The organism is Xenorhabdus sp. SGI 60 (genome assembly GCF_056632175.1).
Genome location: NZ_CP196860.1, coordinates 4142773 through 4163202, shown reverse-complemented (window position 1 = coordinate 4163202; position 20430 = coordinate 4142773). Strand labels below are relative to the sequence as shown.

At 41.4% G+C, this 20430-nt stretch carries 21 protein-coding genes; 11 read left to right on the top strand and 10 right to left on the bottom strand.

From position 1 onward, the window contains the following. Positions 1-36 precede the first annotated feature (36 nt). Positions 37-495, bottom strand: coding sequence for a dUTP diphosphatase (gene dut / locus ACSJJG_RS19795; RefSeq protein ID WP_481090311.1), 459 nt, complete (start codon positions 493-495; stop codon positions 37-39). After that, entirely contained in the window at positions 473-1732 is a 1260-nt protein-coding gene (coaBC, locus tag ACSJJG_RS19790; protein ID WP_481090310.1) for a bifunctional phosphopantothenoylcysteine decarboxylase/phosphopantothenate--cysteine ligase CoaBC, read from the bottom strand. Before coaBC ends, dut begins: the two co-directional genes overlap by 23 nt. A gap of 371 nt (positions 1733-2103) precedes the next feature. Here coaBC and radC point away from each other — a divergent pair, with 371 nt between their 5' ends. The 8 genes from radC to mutM all read left to right on the top strand — a co-directional run bounded on the left by radC (position 2104) and on the right by mutM (position 9240). Then, positions 2104-2730 carry a RadC family protein gene (gene radC, locus ACSJJG_RS19785; protein WP_481090309.1) on the top strand — a complete coding sequence of 209 codons (627 nt, stop codon included), beginning with the start codon at positions 2104-2106 and terminating at the stop codon, positions 2728-2730. 276 nt (positions 2731-3006) lie between these two features. Continuing rightward, positions 3007-3243: a 50S ribosomal protein L28 gene (rpmB, locus tag ACSJJG_RS19780; RefSeq protein ID WP_038239873.1), complete on the top strand. Its 237-nt coding sequence runs from the start codon at positions 3007-3009 to the stop codon at positions 3241-3243. An 11-nt stretch (positions 3244-3254) separates the two neighbouring features. Continuing rightward, positions 3255-3422, top strand: a complete 168-nt coding sequence (gene rpmG / locus ACSJJG_RS19775; RefSeq protein ID WP_010847629.1) for a 50S ribosomal protein L33 — start codon at positions 3255-3257, stop codon at positions 3420-3422. A gap of 161 nt (positions 3423-3583) precedes the next feature. Then, positions 3584-4702 carry a glycosyltransferase family 4 protein gene (locus ACSJJG_RS19770; RefSeq protein ID WP_481090308.1) on the top strand — a complete coding sequence of 373 codons (1119 nt, stop codon included), beginning with the start codon at positions 3584-3586 and terminating at the stop codon, positions 4700-4702. A 191-nt stretch (positions 4703-4893) separates the two neighbouring features. Further along, a complete protein-coding gene (locus ACSJJG_RS19765; protein ID WP_481090307.1) occupies positions 4894-5883 on the top strand; it encodes a glycosyltransferase family 9 protein in 990 nt (329 codons plus the stop codon). A 16-nt stretch (positions 5884-5899) separates the two neighbouring features. Next, positions 5900-7021, top strand: coding sequence for a glycosyltransferase family 4 protein (locus ACSJJG_RS19760; RefSeq protein WP_481090306.1), 1122 nt, complete (start codon positions 5900-5902; stop codon positions 7019-7021). Beyond that, complete coding sequence (locus tag ACSJJG_RS19755) at positions 7002-8198, top strand: glycosyltransferase family 4 protein (protein WP_481090305.1); 1197 nt, start codon at positions 7002-7004, stop codon at positions 8196-8198. The genes ACSJJG_RS19760 and ACSJJG_RS19755 overlap by 20 nt, the downstream gene beginning before the upstream one ends. Positions 8199-8430: 232 nt before the next feature. Next, positions 8431-9240 carry a bifunctional DNA-formamidopyrimidine glycosylase/DNA-(apurinic or apyrimidinic site) lyase gene (gene mutM, locus ACSJJG_RS19750; protein ID WP_481090304.1) on the top strand — a complete coding sequence of 270 codons (810 nt, stop codon included), beginning with the start codon at positions 8431-8433 and terminating at the stop codon, positions 9238-9240. A gap of 39 nt (positions 9241-9279) precedes the next feature. On the opposite strand, the gene coaD is transcribed toward mutM, so the two are convergent. The 6 genes from coaD to rfaQ form a co-directional block, all read right to left on the bottom strand. Next, the gene (coaD, locus tag ACSJJG_RS19745; RefSeq protein WP_481090303.1) at positions 9280-9762 is read right to left on the bottom strand and encodes a pantetheine-phosphate adenylyltransferase; all 483 of its coding nucleotides are present in this window, start codon (positions 9760-9762) and stop codon (positions 9280-9282) included. Next, on the bottom strand, positions 9728-10537 hold the full coding sequence (locus ACSJJG_RS19740) for a glycosyltransferase family 2 protein (RefSeq protein ID WP_481090302.1): 810 nt from the start codon (positions 10535-10537) through the stop codon (positions 9728-9730). The genes coaD and ACSJJG_RS19740 overlap by 35 nt, the downstream gene beginning before the upstream one ends. After that, positions 10537-11814, bottom strand: a complete 1278-nt coding sequence (waaA, locus tag ACSJJG_RS19735; RefSeq protein ID WP_481090301.1) for a lipid IV(A) 3-deoxy-D-manno-octulosonic acid transferase — start codon at positions 11812-11814, stop codon at positions 10537-10539. The genes ACSJJG_RS19740 and waaA overlap by 1 nt, the downstream gene beginning before the upstream one ends. A gap of 104 nt (positions 11815-11918) precedes the next feature. Then, positions 11919-13022 (bottom strand): glycosyltransferase, encoded by a 1104-nt coding sequence (locus tag ACSJJG_RS19730; RefSeq protein ID WP_481090300.1) that lies wholly within the window; start codon positions 13020-13022, stop codon positions 11919-11921. After that, a complete protein-coding gene (locus tag ACSJJG_RS19725) occupies positions 13019-14149 on the bottom strand; it encodes a glycosyltransferase family 4 protein (RefSeq protein WP_481090299.1) in 1131 nt (376 codons plus the stop codon). Before ACSJJG_RS19725 ends, ACSJJG_RS19730 begins: the two co-directional genes overlap by 4 nt. Then, positions 14146-15216 carry a putative lipopolysaccharide heptosyltransferase III gene (gene rfaQ / locus ACSJJG_RS19720; RefSeq protein WP_481090298.1) on the bottom strand — a complete coding sequence of 357 codons (1071 nt, stop codon included), beginning with the start codon at positions 15214-15216 and terminating at the stop codon, positions 14146-14148. The genes ACSJJG_RS19725 and rfaQ overlap by 4 nt, the downstream gene beginning before the upstream one ends. Positions 15217-15435: 219 nt before the next feature. Here rfaQ and ACSJJG_RS19715 point away from each other — a divergent pair, with 219 nt between their 5' ends. The 3 genes from ACSJJG_RS19715 to ACSJJG_RS19705 all read left to right on the top strand — a co-directional run bounded on the left by ACSJJG_RS19715 (position 15436) and on the right by ACSJJG_RS19705 (position 18414). Next, the gene (locus ACSJJG_RS19715) at positions 15436-16392 is read left to right on the top strand and encodes a polysaccharide deacetylase family protein (protein WP_481090297.1); all 957 of its coding nucleotides are present in this window, start codon (positions 15436-15438) and stop codon (positions 16390-16392) included. A gap of 91 nt (positions 16393-16483) precedes the next feature. Continuing rightward, positions 16484-17377, top strand: a complete 894-nt coding sequence (locus ACSJJG_RS19710) for a hypothetical protein (protein ID WP_189759433.1) — start codon at positions 16484-16486, stop codon at positions 17375-17377. Between the two features lie 137 nt (positions 17378-17514). Then, positions 17515-18414 (top strand): GNAT family N-acetyltransferase, encoded by a 900-nt coding sequence (locus ACSJJG_RS19705; RefSeq protein ID WP_223281680.1) that lies wholly within the window; start codon positions 17515-17517, stop codon positions 18412-18414. On the opposite strand, the gene rfaC is transcribed toward ACSJJG_RS19705, so the two are convergent. Continuing rightward, on the bottom strand, positions 18394-19371 hold the full coding sequence (rfaC, locus tag ACSJJG_RS19700) for a lipopolysaccharide heptosyltransferase RfaC (protein ID WP_481090296.1): 978 nt from the start codon (positions 19369-19371) through the stop codon (positions 18394-18396). The genes ACSJJG_RS19705 and rfaC overlap by 21 nt on opposite strands. Next, positions 19371-20423: an ADP-heptose--LPS heptosyltransferase RfaF gene (gene rfaF / locus ACSJJG_RS19695; RefSeq protein WP_481090295.1), complete on the bottom strand. Its 1053-nt coding sequence runs from the start codon at positions 20421-20423 to the stop codon at positions 19371-19373. The genes rfaC and rfaF overlap by 1 nt, the downstream gene beginning before the upstream one ends. Between the last annotated feature and the right edge of the window lie 7 nt (positions 20424-20430).

Here is a 20430-nt window from a genome sequence, read left to right as displayed (position 1 = left end):
TGAAAATCGATTGACGGTATCAGGCCTTATGGAAAGTTATTGACGACCGGAATGGCCAAATCCACCATTGCCGCGCTGGCTCGTCTCAAAATCTGCAACCAAATTAAATTCGGCCTGTACAACGGGTACAAAAACCATCTGGGCGATGCGTTCGCCTGGTTCGATGATGAAAGTTTTATCACCACGGTTCCAAACTGAAACCATCAATTGTCCCTGATAATCTGAATCGATAAGTCCCACTAAATTACCCAGAACAACGCCATGTTTGTGACCCAGACCAGAGCGGGGGAGAATAACTGCCGCCAACTGTTCATCTGCAATATGGATAGCAATCCCAGTTGGCAGAAGTTCGGTTTGGCCAGGAGCCAGTTCCACTGCATTATCCAGACAAGCACGTAAATCTAAACCCGCAGAGCCAGGTGTAGCATAAGTCGGTAAAGGAAATTCTTGCCCGATGCGGGGATCAAGGATTTTAACGTCGATTTTTTTCATCATAGCGTTTGAGTATCTCGTCTAATAAGCGGTGGCTGAGTTGTAATTTACCACTGTGAGGTAAATGAACACTACCATCATGCCAGAATAGATGTAATGCGTTAGTATCACTGTTGAAACCGTGTCCGGCCAGCGATACATCATTCGCGCAAATCAAGTCCAGATTCTTCTGCTTGAGTTTTCCGCGGGCGTATTCTTCCACATTCTGGGTTTCGGCTGCAAATCCAACGACAAATGGCCGATTTTTTTCCATAGCCGCAACGCTCGCTACAATGTCAGGATTTTTCACCAGTGTAAATGTGATTTCATCACCCTGCTTTTTGATTTTCTCTGTTGAGATTTGCTTAAAACGATAGTCAGACACGGCCGCGCAACCAATAAAGATATGCTGTGAAGTTACGGTAGCTTGAACCTGTCCATCCATTTCCAGTGCACTACTGACATCAATGCGTTTAACGCCTTGTGGTGTGGGTAAATTAACGGGACCGGTAATTAATGTCACCTCAGCACCACGCTCTGCCGCAGCTTGCGCAATGGAAAAACCCATTTTACCGGAGCTATGATTGCTGATGAAACGGATGGGGTCCAGGGCTTCACGGGTTGGTCCTGCGGTAATAGCGATGCGTAGACCAGAAAGATTTGTCTCGGTGTTGAAATGTTGTATTGCCTGTTCGACGATAGTCATCGGTTCCAACATTCTCCCTGGCCCTACATCACCACATGCCTGGCTGCCTTCATCTGGACCCCAAATCAATACATTACGCTCTTTAAGCACCTTCAGGTTATCTTGGGTGGCCTGTGCACGGTACATTTGTTGGTTCATTGCGGGGGCAACAGCAATAGATGCAGCGGAAGCCAGGCAGATTGTGGTGACTAAATCATTCGCCATGCCAGCGGCCAGGCGCGCCAGCAGATCAGCAGTGGCGGGCGCGAGAATAATTAAATCAGCCCATTTTGCTAGTTCGATATGCCCCATGGCGGCTTCGGCTGCGGGGTCTAGAAGATCATCTGAGACGGGATGACCAGATACTGCCTGTAAGGTTAGTGGAGTGATGAAAGCTTCGGCTGCGGGAGTCATGACAACGCGTACCTGGGCACCACAATCACGTAAACGGCGCACCAATTCGGCAGTTTTGTAAGCGGCGATCCCTCCACTGATTCCAAGGACTATTTGTTTACCAGAAAGTTGTTTACCAGAAAGCGGATTATCAGAAAGTGGTTTGCCGGAAAATCCTGTCATTTTGATTGTCCAGATGTCAGTTGCAATTCCTTAAGATTCTATCACAAGAAAATATTGCGTTGAGAACCTTCCCTATTTAGCCGGCCAAAAATGGCAAGTTTGCGAAGCGCTGCGCAAGCCTCGCAAGTCGAGCTGGCGGTGATTTTTTCATCATGGGATAGTAGGTGCGTAAATGTAGGCGCATGAATATATAACTGTGTGAATATAGTGGAAGAATGGATATAGCAGGCGAGTAAATATTGATTGATAGCACCCATTGTTATGGGGGGATATAGGGCAAAGGATATTGAAGGTGGGAGGAGTATCATGGATTTAACGCTAATGGAAAGAAATGATGAGTTGCATGTAAATCTTCTTCCCCGGAGAAATTATTGGCTTATGGAGCTGTTTCCCTAACGGATGCGGAGTTATTGGCTATCTTTTTACGTACAGGTTCCAGGGGGGTTCATGTCGTACAAATGGCAGAATATTTGCTGAAATCATTTGGTTCTCTTTATCACCTTCTGTCCGCGGATTACGATGACTTTTGTGCACATAAAGGCATGGGGCGATGCAAGTATGTCCAATTGCAGGCGATATCTGAACTGGCAAAACGGTTTTTCTCCAGTCAGTTTATCCATGAAGATATCATGAGCAGCCCCACGATAACCCAGAATTATTTGCAGGATTTATTATCCTGGCAAGATCGGGAAATATTTGTGGTGCTGTTTTTAACTAACCAAAATAAAGTCATCTGCCATGATGAAATGTTTAAAGGAACGATAAACAAAGTTGAAGTTCACCCTCGTGAAATTGTGAAACAGGCGGTTAAAGTGAATGCCGCATCAATTATTCTGGCTCATAATCATCCTTCCGGTAATCCAGAACCGAGCTTGGCAGATAAATTGGTGACAGAAAAAATTATTGAGGCTTGTGACTTGGTTGGTGTTAAGGTTTTGGATCATATCGTCATTGGTAAGCAATCTTGTGTCTCATTTATGGAAAGAGGTTGGATTTAATGCCGTTTTTTCGCGATACGATCAGATCTTAGTTGTTCGGGACTTGAGCATCAGCGAATGAGGGCGTATACTACGCCACCTTTGAGGATCTTGGGTTTGACGAGAAGAGTCTATCTCAGTAAGTTTTTTTACTGGGAAAATGTGAGTCTTTTCAGTGGCGTTCTTTTCAGTAACCTATTTTCAGTAAAGAAAGTTTGCTGAGATGGGCTCCTAAGCCTGACGAGGCGGTCACACCCAATACAAAGCTCGAGCTGATTTGATTTTTGGAGAATAGACATGTCCCGAGTCTGCCAAGTTACTGGCAAGCGTCCGGTGAGTGGTAACAACCGCTCCCACGCATTAAATGCGACTAAGCGTCGTTTTCTGCCTAACCTGCACTCTCACCGTTTCTGGGTTGAATCTGAGAAACGTTTTGTAACTCTGCGTGTATCTGCTAAAGGTATGCGTGTGATTGACAAAAAAGGCATCGACACAGTTCTGGCCGAACTGCGTGCCCGTGGTGAGAAGTACTAAGGAGCTGAAAAATGGCTAAAGGTATTCGCGATAAAATCAAGCTAGTTTCTTCCGCTGGTACAGGTCACTTCTATACCACTACGAAGAACAAGCGTACTATGCCTGAAAAACTGGAAATGAAAAAATTCGATCCAGTTGTTCGTCAGCATGTTATGTACAAAGAAGCTAAAATTAAATAATTTTAGTGAATTATAAAAAGCCCAGCATTATGCTGGGTTTTTTTATATCTGTTGATAATGCCACTGTAGCTTATTTTAAATTGGGTTATGCGTGTAGACCTATGCATTGTTCAGTTATACTACCGTTTTTTCAATTATGAACCGTCAGGTGTAGCGCTAAAATGGTTAGAAAGACCTTGAATATCTTACATACAGAATCATCGTGTGGTTGGGGAGGGCAGGAAATTCGTATCCTGACAGAATCTCAGGGCATGATACAGCGCGGACACCATGTGATTATCGTTTGTTGTCCAACTTCAACTCTTTACCGTGAAGCTCATCATTATGGTGTGCCTGTTGTCGCGCTCCCAATTGAAAAAAAACGTCTTTCGTGTCTTCGGGCGATGCGTTATTGGTTAAAAACAGAAGGTCGCCAGTTCGATGTAATCAATACCCATAGTTCTACTGATTCCTGGCTGGTGGCTGCGGCATGTGCCACATTAAAAGGTATGCCTGCGATAGTCCGAACCCGTCATGTTTCGACTCATGTTTCAAAATCCATTGCGACTCGTTGGTTGTATTTGCACGCTGGTCAGCATATTGTGACAACTGGGGAAAAACTGCGCCAATATCTGCATTTACATAATGATTATCCTCTATCTCATATGACCTCTGTGCCGACAGGGATCGATTTGTCACGTTTTCATCCTGAAAGTAAGACCTCAAGTCGTCAGCGTATTGGCATCAAAGACAAGCCAACACTGGGCATTGTTGCCACAATGAGAACGTGGAAAGGCCATCGTTACCTGCTTGATAGTTGGAAAATTCTCCATCAACGTTATCCTGATTGGCAATTGCTGTTTGTGGGAGATGGTCCCCAAAGAAAGAATTTAGAGCCGCGGGTTCAGCAGGAAGGGTTGACAGAGAGTGTTATCTTTCTTGGTAATCGCCAGGATGTTCCTGATTGCTTAAATGCAATGGATATCTTTGCTCTACCTTCGTTTGGTAATGAAGGTGTACCTCAAGGCATCATGCAGGCAATGGCATGTGGATTGCCTGTTGTCTCTACCTCGGTGGGAGCGATTACAGAAGCTGTAATTGATGGCGATACAGGGTATATTATCGAACCTAAAAATGTCGAACAATTAACAGAAAAGTTAGATTTATTAATGCATGATGCAGGGCTACGTTTACAAATGGGAGAGGCTTCACTGCGACGGGCAACTCACTTATTTGGCATGGATAATATGTTAGAAAAAATGGAGTCTATTTTTCATTCCAGTATAGGAAGTAAGCGGTAATATTTTGTTTATATTATTTTTATCTGTATTGGCAGAGTCATTGATGCTTTTTATTAACTCTTTGAAATGTCATTAGCTTTATTTTTGAATGCCTGTTGTGATTATTAACTGTAAATAGAACAGTGACTCACTTTACTGTATAGTACCTTAAATGCTCCAATCTTTGGATTGATAATTTAATATTCATTATTATGCAACCCCAAAATATTCTAATCATCAATATTGCCCGTTTTGGTGACACCTTGCTAATAACGCCGGTTATTCGTGCCCTGAAAGAAAAATGGCCAGAGGCAAATATTGATATATTTGTGCATAAAAAAACGAAAGAAATCCTTGAAAATATCGATTTAATTAATAAATTGAAAGATTTTTCAAAAGGCAAGGCTAAGTGGTGTGGCTGGTTTTCTCATCGGCACTATGATCTGGCATTAGTCTATGACCAGGATAAATTCTTATTGCAGTATGCCAAACGTGTAGCAAATTTGACCGTTTATTTTTCGGATATCCCTGGTAAAACATCAAATGAGTATGCTATAGCAAGGCCTGGAGAACTTATGCCTGCCCAACAGGAAAGGGCACTGTTAATCGATTCACTTGGGGTTGAAGTAAGTAATTGGCGTTTGCAGTATAATGTAAGCCTGTATGAAGCGGAGTACGCCAGAGATTTTCTTCAACGGCAAGGGATAGAACGACAATTAAAAATTGGTTTTCAGTTACAGAGTTTTCCAGCAAAAGCCTATCGTGATTGGCCTGTAGAACACTTTTACGAATTAGCTAAACATATTTATCGAGATTATCCGCATGCGCATATATTACTATTAGGCAGTAAAGATGGTGAGGAAAGTGCGCGAATGCTGGCTGAGAAATTGGGCACAAACAGATGCTCATCATTAGCGGGTAAGACTACGATGCGGCAAAACGCGGCAATCATGAGTCAACTTAATTTGTATGTGGGCGTTGATACTGGAACAACTCATCTGGCTGGGGCCTTGGGAATACCAATGGTTGCTCTGTATCACAGCTTTCATCCAGGACGTTTTCTCGCACCTCAGCAACATCCAAAATTAGTGGTAATTGAACATCCTGTAGATTATCGACAGGCAACGCGTCAAGATACAATGTCAGTAATATCGGTCGATCAAGTCTGGCATTCTGTTCAGAATTTGCTGGAAAATGAATGAAAGGATAATTAACCCAATGAAGATAGGATTTATCGATGTTACTGTTACCATGTCGTACGGTGGCATTCAAACTGCTGTTTGGGCGTTAGCTAAGGCGCTGACAGATGCGGGGCATGAAGTCCATATTTTCGGTGGAACTGGCGATATTCGGCCTGCATTGGGCGAAAGAAATATCCCTATTCATACTTTTCCATTTATTCCCAGAGAACGCGTGCTTAACATTGGACGCCGCTTCCAACGTATTGTTGAACGTTATTCTTTTGCCCGTCATGCCCGTGCAACAGTTATTGCTGAAAATTTTGATTGGGTGATTTTGACTAAGCCTTTTGATTTTTTCTGGCCCAGAATGATGCCTGAAACATCCCATACCCAGTTTTGTTATATGAGTGGTGGAACCAGTTTTTTTAAAGGGGATCGGGTATTGGGTAAAAAAATATCTGCATGGGTTGCATGTAGCCATTTTAATGCCTGGCAGATTCAGCATCATTTTAAGCAATTTCCCAGCGTCATCTATAATGGGGTAGATATCGATAAATTCAAACCATCTGGCTCGGATGTCCGAACTCAATTAGGTATCAATGAGAAAACGTTTCTGTTAACGTTTGCTGGCAGATTGGTTGGCTGGAAAGGCATGAAAGTCGCCATTGATGCCATGGCTTTGTTGCGGAACAAAGATGTAAAATTATTGATTATTGGTGAAGGTGAAGATTTAAAATCGCTTAAAAAGCGGGTTTCTGCTTTGCAGTTAGAAAAATCCGTCATTTTTCACCCTCCTGTTGGTCATGATCAATTACCTGAATTTTATGCGGCGGGTGATGCCGGTGTTTTCCCCAGTATTGGTGATGAGGCATTTGGTATCACTATTGCTGAAGCGATGGCGTGTGGACGACCTGTGATTGCCAGCTATATTGGTGGAATACCGGAAGTGGTTGGTAATGAAGGCAATGCTGGCATTTTGGTGACACCGGGTGATGCTATGGCTATTGCTGAGGCGGTAAATCATCTTTTATCTTTGCCGGATAGAGGAGAAAAGATGGGGAAATCTGCCCGCCAGAGGATTGAAACGATGTACACTTGGGAACATTCTGCTAGCCGTTTATTGAACGCCATAAAAAATAATGAAAATTGCGTATATTGATCCTTATCCTGTGCCTGATTATCGGGTTGCGTCACTACAAATTTTGCAGAATGTAGATGCTTTTGCTCGTCAGGGGCATCGTGTTTTCCTGATTACTCCAAAAGGCCAAAGCCAGGTTGAGGAGATTCTTGGCAGGTCATTGCCGCCTTCTGTGGAACTAATCGCCCTGCACGATATACGTAGAAAATGGTATTTCCCGCTAAATACTCAGAAACTGTTTTATTTGCAAGTTTCGCGCTGGCTTAAAGAGCATCAAGTTGATGCCCTTTTTACCCGCAATATTAAAATGGCGAATCATCTGCTGTGTAATCATCCAAATATTCCTCATTTCTTTGAAAGCCATGAAGTATTTTCTCAGTCTTTTAGGGAATCCCATGATTTGCTCAATCGTAGAAACCAACGTAAGTATCATAAACTGAGAAAAATTGAGCAGCAGGTTTATGCGGGTTCTAAGGTTGTTTTTGCCCTTACTTCACTATTACGAGAAGATATTTATAAGCAATACGGTGTCAAAACACCGATTATTGTGGCCCCCGATGGGGTTGATATGCTGGCGGTTGAATCTGCTAAGCAGACGCTTGCTGGCAACGATGACAGCAATACTCTTCCTAAAAAAGTACTTTATTTGGGCAGCTTGCATCGTTGGAAAGGTATCCCAACGGTAATAAAAGCCATGTCTTACCTGGATAATGTTGAACTGAACATTGCTGGTGGCACTACTGAACAAATTGAGCGATTGCGACAGACTGCTGAACAGATTGGTGTCAATGATAAAATTAATTTCCTTGGTTTTGTCCAACCCAGAAAACGCTTTCAGATTATTGCTGGTAGTGATATTTGTGTTCTGCCATTGACGAAAACCAGTATTGGCAGTCGCTATACCTCTCCTCTCAAGCTTTTTGAATATATGGCTATGGGTAAACCTGTAGTTATTTCTGATTTTCCTTCCATCCGTGATGCCGTTGATGAAAATGCAGTAAATTTTGCTGATAGTGAAGATGCAGCGAGTTTTGCTGAACAAATTCAATGGCTGATTAATCATCCCGCTGAAATGATGGCTAAAGTTGACTATTCTCAACGGCTGGTTGCAGAACGTTTTAACTGGGATCAGCGTGCGAAGTTAATTATGGGCGTGATAGCAGAAAGATTATTCCAGTGCGCGCTTTTCATCAGGTGAGTTTCCATGCTCTGTAAATCACAATTAAATCTGGCTGCAAATGAAACATGAAAACCGGTATTATAATTCGTAAATGGCATTTCACCCACAGTATGGTAATTGATGATGTATTTTGCAATATCTGCCAGTGAAATAGCGGGGGATAAATTCCATAAGGATTTCTTGTCGTGACAGATGTTATAGATGCAATATTCTCAGACAATATCGTAGATAACTTATTCAAGGGGTGGGTATGCCGGAACTACCAGAGGTGGAAACCAGTCGCAGGGGAATTGAACCTCACTTGGTTGGTAATGTGATCCAATATGTTGAGGTCAGAAATTCACGTTTGCGCTGGCCTGTTTCTGCGCAAATCATGGCACTTTCAGACCGGCCAGTGTTGAGTGTCCAACGGCGGGCAAAATACTTATTGCTTGAGTTGCCGGAGGGCTGGATTATTATCCACTTGGGAATGTCTGGTAGCTTGCGTGTCTTGTTGGATGAACAGCCTCCGGCAAAGCATGATCATGTCGATTTGGTTATGGCCGATGGCAAAATTCTCCGGTATACCGATCCCCGACGTTTTGGGGCATGGTTATGGAGCGACAATCTTGATGAGTGCTCTGTACTTGCTCATTTAGGTCCTGAACCTCTTTCTGAGCAATTTGATGGCGAATATCTTTACACTGTTTCCCGCAATAAAAAAACAGCTATCAAATCTTGGTTGATGGATAACAAAATTGTGGTTGGTGTTGGGAATATCTATGCCAACGAAGCGTTGTTCGTTGCACATATCTTGCCTGAACGCCCCGTGAATTCATTAACGCAGCAAGAAGCCTATCTATTGGCCGATATAATCAAACAGATTTTACGTCGCTCGATTGAGCAAGGTGGCACGACACTGAAGGATTTTCTGCAATCTGATGGCAAACCGGGATATTTTGCTCAGGAGTTGTTTGTCTACGGCAAGAAAGGTGAACTTTGTCCAGTATGCGGTGAGAAAATCGAGTGTGTAAAATTGGGGCAACGCAGTACATTTTTCTGTCGTCAGTGCCAGCATTAAACGGATTGGGGGCAGAGGGTAATTGCCCCGCATAATGTATTATTTACCCAATTTCTTTAGCATTGCCTGTGCAACTGGCTCTGACAGGAAGGATGAAACGTCGCCATCATGGCGAGCAACATCCTTGATTAAGGATGATGAGACGAAAGACAGCGTTTGGGAAGGCAATAAAAAGACACTGTCCAGCTCAGGCATAAAATGTCGATTCATATTGGCAAGTTGCCATTCATATTCAAAATCGGAAACAGAACGAACTCCGCGGATTAAGATGTTAGCCTGCTGCTTTTTGGCAAAATTGACCATCATTTCGCTAAACCCAACTACATCGACATTTTCCAGATGAGCCGTGACTTCTTTTGCCAACGTGACACGCTCTTCCAAACTGAACATGGGACTTTTTCTATCACTATTAGCGATAGCCAATAAAACATGGTCAAACATGTTTGCGGCACGAGTAACAATATCAAGATGACCGTAAGTGATAGGGTCAAAGGTGCCGGGATAAATCGCTTTTCTTTTCATCGTGGTTTTTACCCTTTGTTTGAGTCATTTCCCAAAGTGCAGCGTATTTATTGAATGTATATTGAGCATTCGCAATTGCCAACACCAGACCTTGCTTACCATCCAAAAAACCTGCCCTTAATAGCCAGGTTTTGAGAAATGCGCCCAGCGTATGGCTGATTATAGAAAAATAACGGATTTTTTTGCCTTGTTCGTGGCGATGCTTCGCCCAATCTCTTGCATAATTTAACTGTTTTTGCTGGAACTCCATCAGGTTACGGCAGGTCAAGTGACGCAGATCCCCCTTTAACGTCACGATAGATACGCCTTGCGTATCAAGGGATTCGTGAACCTGATTGTTGTTGTATTGGTAACGTTCACGGCAATAAAGGCGAATAACCCTATCAGGATACCAGCCACTGTGTTTCATGAATCGCCCCATAAACAGATTGAGGCGTGCGCAGCTATAGACTTTATTGTCATCAGGATTTGCCAGGATTTGTTCAATGGATGCTTTTAGTTCTGGCGTTACGCGTTCATCGGCATCAATCATAAAGATGTAATCACCGTTGGCATAGGATTGCGCGAGCTGCCGTTGCCGACCGAAGCCAGGCCATTGGGCATTTGAGTAGACTTTTGCACCTATTTCGCTGGCTATTCGGCAAGTTGCATCGGTACTGCCGGAATCCAGGATGATGATTTCATCCGCCCAATCCACAGAAAGCAAGCAATCTGCAATCACATCAGCGGCGTTTTTGGTGATCATGACAACAGACAGGCGTTTTTTGGCAATCATCAATGGCTCCTTGGAGGGAGGTAAGGTTCCAGTAATTTTAGCAAGCGTTGAAGAGCACCTTGGTTTTCATGCAGGACTTCTGCGGCGTGGTGGCCGTAATAGCGTCGGTAATCTTCGTCTGTCAGCAGGCTATTGATAGCTGAACTTAATGATTGGCTATCCGTAACAGTAATCAATCCATCCGCTTTATGCAGCTTGGCACAAATATCTTTAAAGTTGAATGTGTGTGGACCCATGATAACAGGAATGGCATGGGCAGCCGCTTCCAGCGGGTTATGTCCTCCGCGTTCTATCAGGCTCCCTCCGACAAAAGCCAGATCAGCGATACCATACAGGAGCATCAATTCGCCCATCGTATCACCAATCACCACTTGCACATTGGTGTCAGGAATAGTGCCAGCACTGCGTAATATCGCGTTTAACCCCGCTTTTTGGGTTAACTCCGCGGCCTTACCAAAACGTTCAGGATGGCGGGGTACTAGAATTAACAGCAGATCAGGAAATTGTTTAAGCAATTTGCAATGCGCATCCAGAATTATCGTTTCTTCCCCATCATGGGTGCTGGTTGCTATCCATACCGGGCGATGGGGTGCCCATTGGCGGCGTAATGTGACGGCTTTTGCCGCGAGTTCTGGTGTAACAGAAATATCGAATTTAAGGCTGCCAGTTACAGATAGCTGGGAACGCCTTAAACCCAATTCGATAAAGCGTTCACCATCTTCCTGATTTTGTGCGGCGATCAACGTGATTTTATTTAAAATGGTTTTAATAAAGCTGCCAATTTTCTGGTATCCCGTAGCTGATCGGGTAGATAGCCTCGCGTTGGCGATAACCAGCGGGATTTCCCGTTGATGTAATTGGGTAATCAGATTTGGCCATAGTTCGGTTTCCATAATGATCACTAACTTGGGATTGACGTGATCCAGAAAACGTTTCATTGAACCTGGCAGGTCATAAGGAAGATAGACATGGTTAACATCATTGCCGAGGGCAGACAGAACCCTTTCAGAACCTGTCGGTGTCATGGTTGTTATCGTAATGGGTAAAAAAGGGTAATGGTGCCGCAAGATCCGTACGAGCGGAATGGCCGCCAATGTCTCTCCAACAGAAACGGAATGCAGTAAGATCCCACCTGGTGCCACCTTTTTAGCGCAGAAGCCATAGCGTTCTCCCCAGCGTTTGCGGTACGCAGGCGACTTGCGGCTGCGCAGCAGCAGGCGTAACCAGATAATGGGTTGGATAAGGTAGAGAAGTACCTGATATAAGCGAAGCAACATTCTATCAAATTCACTGACATAGACTGCGGATATAGTACCACATTGGCTTGAAGAAAGTGTGTAAAATGCAGTTTCCCTTGAACCATATTTTGGTGTTCTGTGGGCTATTTTTCTATTAATTCAATATATAGCTTCTGTATATTGTTTGCTTCAAATTTTACATACAGTTCATCTGTAATTTGTGGGGGCGTATCGTAAGCAAGCTGTATTTTTTCGGCCAAAGAATCTGCGTCTAGTTTAGACAGATAGTTTTTCAGTTGATCTGTCATTATCTCTCTAACACCACCAGGGCAATCAGTACTGACAATAGGAATATGGCAAATTAATGCTTCGATTAATACTGTCGGTAACCCCTCACTATCTGAACTTATCACAACCGCTTTTGCTTCATTGATTATGGGATGTGGATTGGGGTGAAAGCCAGCCAAAATAACTTTATCATCTAACCCATGCTCATGAATTTTTACTTTAAGATACCTTTCTATTTCTTTGGAACCTTGCCCAACAATAATTAGCTTGCATGGGAGACTTGTCTTTGCAAAGGCACCTATTAATCGGTCTTGACGTTTTACTTGATGTAAGCGCCCGACATGCAGAATGTAATTCAACCCATGATAAGGATTGGTTTCTGATGCCTGTGCTTTTATTTTTTCAAAATCAAAGGGATTGTAAATGGTTTTTATCTGCTTGGGCTGTATCCCGATATTGCTTAGTAAATCATGACTAACAGCCTCGGAAACGCAGATAATTTTTTTATTTTTATAAACTTTTTTTATCTTTTTCTTTTTAATCCAAAAAGAAAAGCCACTTTTATTGCTTAAGTAGGATTGAGAGTAAATGCCGTGAATACAATGCCATACATTACAACTTCTCAGGGCTTTGGATTTAACTACGATACGGTCGGTTTTATGTAGATTAGATATGACAAGAGCAGGTTTACCTCTTTGTTGGAAAAGCTTAAATAAAACTTTATCCATTGCTTTAGCTCTGCGGCTTATCTCATTGAGTTTTCTGAGTAGCCCTCGATAGTCATCTGGGCTGACGATGTAATGAATATCTTCCGGGATGGTGTAATCTAATTGAGTATTGAGTGAAAGTAATGAAATTTGGTAGTTTGATTTACTCAAACCAGCCGCAAGGCGAAGGGTAACATTTTCAGCTCCTCCTCCGGGTAATCCATCAATAATAAAAAGGATATGTTCTTTCACTGTGTTAAAACTCGTTGATAAAGATCAATTAATTGTTTGGATAAATTTTCAGGTGTTGCAGCGATTATTTGGTTTCTGGCGGCAATAGACATATTGGTTCCGAATATGTTATCAGGAATGTCATAAACAGCATCCCTTAATTTTTCAATATCTAATGCATCACAGATAAAACCATTCTTCCCTTCGGTGACAAATTCTGCCCCACCACATGTTGTGCTAGTAATGACGGGCAAACCACAGGCCATAGCTTCAAGGATCACATTAGGAAAGGGATCATATAGTGTCGGCAGTAGTAAAGCATCAGACAACTGGTAAAAAGGCAATGTATTTTTTTGTAACCCCATGAAAAGGATGCGATAAGTACACCCTAGCGTATTTGTAAGCGCCTGATACTTTTTCTGCTCTTTGTCTTTACCAATAACTAATAGATAGCTATCTGTTTTTGCGATGGCTTGGATTGCCGCAGATAATCCTTTTCGCTCAAAACCAGAACCAACGTAAACTAAGCATCTTGCTGTTGCGGGGATTTGATATTGTTGTCTAAGTTGTAGACGGGTTTGTTCATCAGCAGGAAAGAACTTTGTATTATCAATTGCGTTATATATAACAGCGATTTTATCTTCGGCTACACCAAATTCTTCAATAATTTCCCTTTTTATCATTTCAGCGTTACAAATCACTTTTTTTAAGGCCGGATCTGCATACATTTCTGCCTCAGCATTCATAACATAGCGGTGATATCGATCATTTAACAACCAGCGTGCTTTCCATGTTGGCAAGATACGGGTTCTTTGATGTAACCAGCGCTTATGGACGCCATCTCCGGCCCGATAAATATCACAGCCAGCGATGCGTTCATGGCTTTGAACTAAATCAAATTGTGTTTTTTGCCATAATTCCCGTGCTGATTTGGCAAAACTGCTTTCACGACTAATTCTTCCATATTTAATGGGATCACACAGGTGGATATGCCAATTGGGGTTACTTGCACCTTGCCAAGAGCGTGTAATGACATTCAGTTCAAGCTGTTGGTGCTCTAGAGCTTCCAAGGCTCTTGAAATAAAACGTTCAGCACCTCCATCTGGACGATACTTTTGACGGACAATGGCTAAACGTAATGGTTTCATGAAATATATTTCCTTGCTGCTGAAATGACGGCATCTGTGGGTATCAGATCTAAGTAGCGTTCGTTTGTACAAGTTTTTATATCATCTGGGTGTGGAATATTGCCATAATCGCCAGCCCAAATCACCTCACCAACCGATTGCCAGGGTTTCCAAAATGTCAGTTTGGATGGACCGAACAATGCAATGCAGGGCGTTTCTAGGGCAGCGGCCATATGCATTGGTACTGAATCTACGCCAATGAATAATTTAGCATGATCAATCAAAGCAGCAAGTTTGGGTAATGTTAATTTTCCCGCCAGAGAAAGAATGTTCTTTTTATCATCAGGGTAGTGTGACAAGATGGTGGTTACCATTTCCAATTCCTTTTGGTCTGGTCCAGCAGTAATGATAATGCTATGTCCATCTTTTTGTAGTGAAGTAATCACTTGTGCCATTTTTTTTTCATCCCAACACTTAAAAAACCATCGAGATGTGGGTTGAACAACGACATACCTTTCTGAAAATCCATACTTAGAAAGTGTTTGCATTATCCATTTTAAATCGTCTTCACTATAACTCATTGTCACTTTTGTGATAATTGAATTAAGTTGCAATGGCTTTAGGATAGAAAGATTTTGTTCTACTGTATGTAATAAATCATGGTTATCTGTTGGTACAACCTCAGTATGACATAAACGCCATTTCCAATTTTGTCGTTTGGGGAAACTAAGGGCCAAGCGGATAGATGCGCCGGTAAAACGGGAAATAAATGCACTTCTCCATTGGTCGGCAAGGTTGATTACTAAATCATAATGTTGCTGTCTCAATGTCTTAAGCAGAGTCCACTCATGTAATAATTTTTTCCTTGTGTCCAGCTGCTTCCACGTGCGGTCTATAGAAAAAATACGGGAAATCTCTGCTAAATTTTCCAGCATCGGTGAGGTTTCTTGATAAAGGAGAACATCAATTTTTGCATCTGGATAGTGGAGAGTAAGTGTGCTGATCACCGGAGTTATCAGTAACATATCTCCATGATGTTGTAATTTAATCAACAGAATGCGTTTGATTTTATTATTTTTTGGGTTCATTTTTTGGGTTCTTTAGCATATCGAGGTTATACGGTGATCTTAATGTAAAAATCATAGTGTGGCATCTTAAGTACACCAACCAAGAATAGTACTGGATAGAGTTTATATTCAATCAGATAGAATAGAATCATATAGGCAATTGGTATTCTCTAATTGCGCTCTTTGTTTGCTATGCGTACCATTAGGACAATTATCATCGTCACATTTTGGTGTATATCAATGTCATTACCCGCTTTTATTATCACGATCGACACCGAAGGTGATGATCTATGGCAAAATAGTGGTCTGATCTCAACAAAAAACACGCATTATTTGCCAAGGTTTCAGAATCTCTGTGAACGTTTTGGATTCAAACCTGTTTGGTTAACTAACTATGAAATGGCAATGGATGATAGCTATATCGAATTTGCCAAGGATGTGATCGCCAGAAATACGGGTGAAATCGGTATGCATTTGCATGCCTGGAATAGTCCACCTATTGTCCCTCTTACTGATGATGATATGTACTATAAACCATATCTGATTGAGTATCCTAAAGATCAGATTAAAGCAAAAGTTGATTTAATGACCAATATTTTGGAAGATAAGCTCCAGACTAAAATGTTAAGCCATCGTGCTGGCCGTTGGGCATTTAATGAATATTATGCGCAATTATTGGTTGAATATGGATATCAGGTAGATTGTTCTGTTACACCAAAAATTAACTGGAACTTTACCAAGGGTGATCCGAATGGAAATGGTGGAACAGATTATAGCCGTTTTCCTGATCATGCTTATTTTATGGATTTGCAGGATATTTCCAAAGAGGGCGATTCTCCGTTATTACAAGTACCGATGAGTATTCAATATAAGCATTCTGCAATTATGAATTTCATTAAGCAGAAATACGATCGATTCAGAGGAAAACAGCGTTCTCCATCAGTTAATTGGCTGAGACCAAAAGGTGAGAATTTGGCGCAGATGAAAACTGTTGTCCAGAGAACGTTGGCATCAGGCAATGATTATGTTGAGTTTATGTTGCATTCCTCTGAATTTATGCCGGGAGGGAGTCCAACTTTCCAGAATGAAGAACAGATTGAGCAACTTTATCAGGATTTAGAAGGGTTGTTTAAGTTTTTGAAGCCATTAGTGCAGGGGATGACGTTGAAAGAGTACTATCAATTTAAATTAAAGTAAGACTAAAAATTTAATTTAGTTTATAGAAAATTAGAAGTGCTATTACCATAAAAATGGTTGATTGATTTTTTTTCAGATTAAAGGTTGTAAAATGATTCGTAAATTTATAGATGTTTGCAAATATAAGATAAGCAAAACAATATATAGAAATATATGTAATAACAAAATGAAACATAATATGAATTTTTGGCCTCACATAAAAATCTCAAGAAATGCCGATGGTAAAATAGACACAATTTTCTTCAAAAAGAGACAAATTGATATTGCAGACTTTGAATTTTCGTCAGGAAAGCCATTGATTATAATTGCCTCTGGTCCTTCTGTGGCTGATATAAATGTTGATTTTTTTGATAGTGAAAAATTTGATATCTTAGGAGTCAATGGTTCGTATAAATTACGTTCACACGTGAGTTTCAAATATCATATGATAATTGATATAACATTTGTTATAAATAGGATTGATATTGTTTTTGATATTTTGAATGATAATTCACTAACATTATTAACAACTATGGATTGTTTGAATGAGATTTTGACTAAACATTATTCTTTTGTGATTAAGTGTAAAATATTAATCATAGAGCATATTGAACAGCCAGTATATAAAAAAAAGATAGAACTATTTGATATAAAAGATGATGAGTTAATTATAAGAGAAAATGCTGCTTTTTCACTTAACTTAAATAAAGGATTTTTTGATGGAAGTACGGTAGCATATGCTGCTTTGCAAATGGCATTTTTCTTAAATTATAAAAAAATATACCTTTCTGGATTAGATATGAATAATTTTGACAAGCCAAGGTTTTATGAAAATCCAGAAGACATTCTAAATACTGAACTAGACAAGAATTTTGAAAATATAATAGTACCTTGTTTTGAGCTATCTTACGAGTTGGCTAAAAGACATGGAGTTATTATTTATAATTTATCAAGATATAGTGCAATAACTTCTTTTGAAAAGATAGATTATACCGCAGTTCCATGAAATATGTTTTATAGGGATTTGTAGGTAATATTAATTTTCTGAAAGGAGTATAATAGAGATTTCACACCTAATTAAGAATGTATTATAATAACTACAATATAGCATTAATTATTTTTAGTATTTAGGGGAACCATTTTATGGAATTGGTCATGACAAAAATAAAATCTTTTCTTTCAGGATGGGAAAAAAGCAATTTTGAACAATATAAAGAAGCACATGCTCTTTTTGGCGGATGTACATTAACACATCCCAATATTGTATCTTTTCTGGATAAACATCTTGATGGACAGTTTTGTTTTTATATCAAAAAGACAGCATCTGGAGTTAAGGGTGCCTGTTTTTCTTCTAAAAACAAAAAGCTGATTGAAGAAATGCAAACTAAATATCCAGTTTCATATGATGAAATTGTTTTCCCTATTGTAACGGATGCAAAATTATTTTTACCTATAAAATCAAAGCGATTATCGCCTATTCATGAAAAGAATTTTATCAATGCTAGTTATAGACCTCTTTTCAGTAAGCGCCAAATTTGCTTAATCAAAGACAGTTTTTCTTACAAAACTCGCCGTAATCGCAGTAACGAGATCAACAAATTTAAGCGTGCAGGAGGAGAAATTCGTCCCTCAAGTGAATTCAGTGCAGAAGAGTTGGTAGATATTTATATTGATCTGTACCAACAGCGTTGGAATAACGGCCATTCTGAAGAGCAGAAAAAGCATCTCCTTGAAATATACACTGAGCTTCGTGAGCATATATTTGGCAATGTATTACTGATTAACGGCAAGCCTTGTGCTTACGATTTTGTCTTGTGGGCGGAAAGTCCCAAATGGATTTCTTTTGATGCCATTAATGGTGGTTATGATCCTGAATATGCTCATCTCAGCGTTGGCAGTATCTTGATGTGGGTGAATGTCCAAGAAGCAAAAGCATTGTGTCATCAGGGAGATAAAACCATGCGTTACTCCTTAGGCAATCCTACTTTTGAATACAAAAATCGTTGGTGTGAAACATTGCCGCTAGGCAAAGTGCTTTTTTAATGTGTTCTGCAAGAGCAGCATAACTTCCTCTGGAGTAATACTTTGCATCGTATTATCCGCTGATTTTAGAGGATGCTGCTCTTTCCCATATCCACCGATCAAACCAGGATCAGTCGGGCCAAATAGCGTAATATTGGGTCGATCAAGTGCCGCTGTAAGATGGCTTAATCCTGTATCAACTGAAACTACAGCTTGTGCCCCCGCAATAACATGTGCAACTTCAGCCAGAGTCAGTTTTGGCAGAACATCAACATGGGAAAACCCTTCCGCTAGCCTTAATGCCCGCTGATATTCATGTTCAGCGCCCCAAGGTAGTTTAATGCGCATACCCGTTGCCTGGATATCTGCGATAAGCCGCTTCCAATGATTTTCAGGCCAATGTTTTTCATCGCGCGTTGTTGCATGAAGAAAAACGAGATAGTTATTTTGGCTACTGGTTTGCTGGTGCAAAAAATGGCAGGCGATGGCGTAATCACCTTGCCCTGACGGTTTTTTATAGCCCAAACTATCAGCAAATAAAGCTCGAGTGCGTTCAACCGCGTGTTGTTGCTTGCTGATAGCATGACAATGATCGTAGAAAAAACTGGCGATGGGTTCACGAATACTTTTTCGATCGTAACCATGTTTTGGGCCATGTGCCAGTCTGGTTACCAAAAAAGCACTTTTTAACAGACCTTGCGCATCAATGATGGCGTCATATTGGTATTGTTGTAGTTGTTGCCGAAATCGTGCCCGTTCTTCACGAATATCTTTTCTGAACCAATTTTTTCGCCAACGGCGAATAGCCACAGGGATCACATTTTCGACCGCATTGTGCCAGGTTGGAATTTGGGCAAATCCTTCTTCCACTACCCAGTCAAATTGAATGTCAGGAAACTGCTGTTTTGCATCAGTTAACGCTGGCAGAGTATGTAACACATCCCCCATTGAAGATGTTTTTACCAGTAAAACACGCATTAATTTTGCTTCTCCGCCTGTAGCAGTTTTTCTAATGAAGATAGAACCTGTTCAGGTTGAATGTCGATCAGGCTTTGATGATAGCCGCCGTCGCTGTCGCCTTTTCTGATTTTGTGATAGCCCGTAATCAGGCGGATCACTTCGGCCTTATTTGATAGTGGCGGGGTAAAATCCGGGCTACTTGGTCCATATAATGCCACCAGAGGACGGTTTAAGGCTGCCGCTACATGCATCAAACCTGAGTCATTTGTGACGATGGCGTCACAGGCGGCGATGACATTTACCGCTTGTTCAAGCGAGGTTTTTCCTGCCAAATTGAGACAATCTTCGCGGGCATCATCGCTTAAAAGTGCGCGAATATCTTCACCTGCCGGATGATCTTTGTCAGAACCAAACAGCAAAATTTGATAGCCTTTTTGGGTAATTAACTGTTCGGCAAGAGCGGCATAGTGATAATGTGGCCAGCGTTTGGCTGGGCCGAACTCGGCACCAGGGCAGAAGCCAATAATAGGGCGGTAATCAGAGATATTGAAGGCTGAGGTTGATTCTGCAATATCTTCGTCATTAACACTTAATCTCGGCCATAATAAAGGTTGTGGAATGTCATCGGCGCTACGTATATTTTTCCCTTCATATGCGAGAGCAACATAGCGTTGAACCATGAGTGGAAAAGCACTTTTATTCAGGACGCGGATGTCATTTAGCAGTCCGTAACGCATTTCACCGCGCCAGCCTGTACGTAATGGGATATTGGCGAAGAAAGATACCAGCGCAGATTTGAATGAGTTGGGCAATACATAAGCACGATCGTATCTATTTTCACGCAATGCCAGACCGAGGCGTCGGCGCTCACCCAAGGCAAGAGTACCATGACCAAGCGGCATGGCTAATGCCTGATGCACTTCAGGCATTTTTGCCAATAATGGGCGGCACCATGTTGGCGCCATCACATCAATTTCTGCATTAGGGTACAAATCTTTCAAAGTACGGTAGAGGCTTTGTGACATCATCATGTCACCCACCCATGATGGGCCGATCACCAATATCTTCATAGAGGTC

Excerpts from the sequence above, each read along its gene's own strand:
- rfaQ (WP_481090298.1), bottom strand. The coding sequence starts at position 15,216 with ATGAACCCAAAAAATAATAAAATCAAACGCATTCTGTTGATTAAATTA.
- ACSJJG_RS19715 (WP_481090297.1), top strand. The coding sequence starts at position 15,436 with ATGTCATTACCCGCTTTTATTATCACGATCGACACCGAAGGTGATGAT.
- ACSJJG_RS19770 (WP_481090308.1), top strand. The coding sequence starts at position 3,584 with ATGGTTAGAAAGACCTTGAATATCTTACATACAGAATCATCGTGTGGT.
- ACSJJG_RS19760 (WP_481090306.1), top strand. The coding sequence starts at position 5,900 with ATGAAGATAGGATTTATCGATGTTACTGTTACCATGTCGTACGGTGGC.
- waaA (WP_481090301.1), bottom strand. The coding sequence starts at position 11,814 with ATGTTGCTTCGCTTATATCAGGTACTTCTCTACCTTATCCAACCCATT.
- ACSJJG_RS19765 (WP_481090307.1), top strand. The coding sequence starts at position 4,894 with ATGCAACCCCAAAATATTCTAATCATCAATATTGCCCGTTTTGGTGAC.
- ACSJJG_RS19705 (WP_223281680.1), top strand. The coding sequence starts at position 17,515 with ATGGAATTGGTCATGACAAAAATAAAATCTTTTCTTTCAGGATGGGAA.
- rpmG (WP_010847629.1), top strand. The coding sequence starts at position 3,255 with ATGGCTAAAGGTATTCGCGATAAAATCAAGCTAGTTTCTTCCGCTGGT.
- dut (WP_481090311.1), bottom strand. The coding sequence starts at position 495 with ATGATGAAAAAAATCGACGTTAAAATCCTTGATCCCCGCATCGGGCAA.
- ACSJJG_RS19740 (WP_481090302.1), bottom strand. The coding sequence starts at position 10,537 with ATGATTGCCAAAAAACGCCTGTCTGTTGTCATGATCACCAAAAACGCC.
- ACSJJG_RS19755 (WP_481090305.1), top strand. The coding sequence starts at position 7,002 with ATGAAAATTGCGTATATTGATCCTTATCCTGTGCCTGATTATCGGGTT.
- ACSJJG_RS19725 (WP_481090299.1), bottom strand. The coding sequence starts at position 14,149 with ATGAAACCATTACGTTTAGCCATTGTCCGTCAAAAGTATCGTCCAGAT.
- rfaC (WP_481090296.1), bottom strand. The coding sequence starts at position 19,371 with ATGCGTGTTTTACTGGTAAAAACATCTTCAATGGGGGATGTGTTACAT.
- rfaF (WP_481090295.1), bottom strand. The coding sequence starts at position 20,423 with ATGAAGATATTGGTGATCGGCCCATCATGGGTGGGTGACATGATGATG.
- rpmB (WP_038239873.1), top strand. The coding sequence starts at position 3,007 with ATGTCCCGAGTCTGCCAAGTTACTGGCAAGCGTCCGGTGAGTGGTAAC.
- coaD (WP_481090303.1), bottom strand. The coding sequence starts at position 9,762 with ATGAAAAGAAAAGCGATTTATCCCGGCACCTTTGACCCTATCACTTAC.
- coaBC (WP_481090310.1), bottom strand. The coding sequence starts at position 1,732 with ATGACAGGATTTTCCGGCAAACCACTTTCTGATAATCCGCTTTCTGGT.
- ACSJJG_RS19710 (WP_189759433.1), top strand. The coding sequence starts at position 16,484 with ATGATTCGTAAATTTATAGATGTTTGCAAATATAAGATAAGCAAAACA.
- mutM (WP_481090304.1), top strand. The coding sequence starts at position 8,431 with ATGCCGGAACTACCAGAGGTGGAAACCAGTCGCAGGGGAATTGAACCT.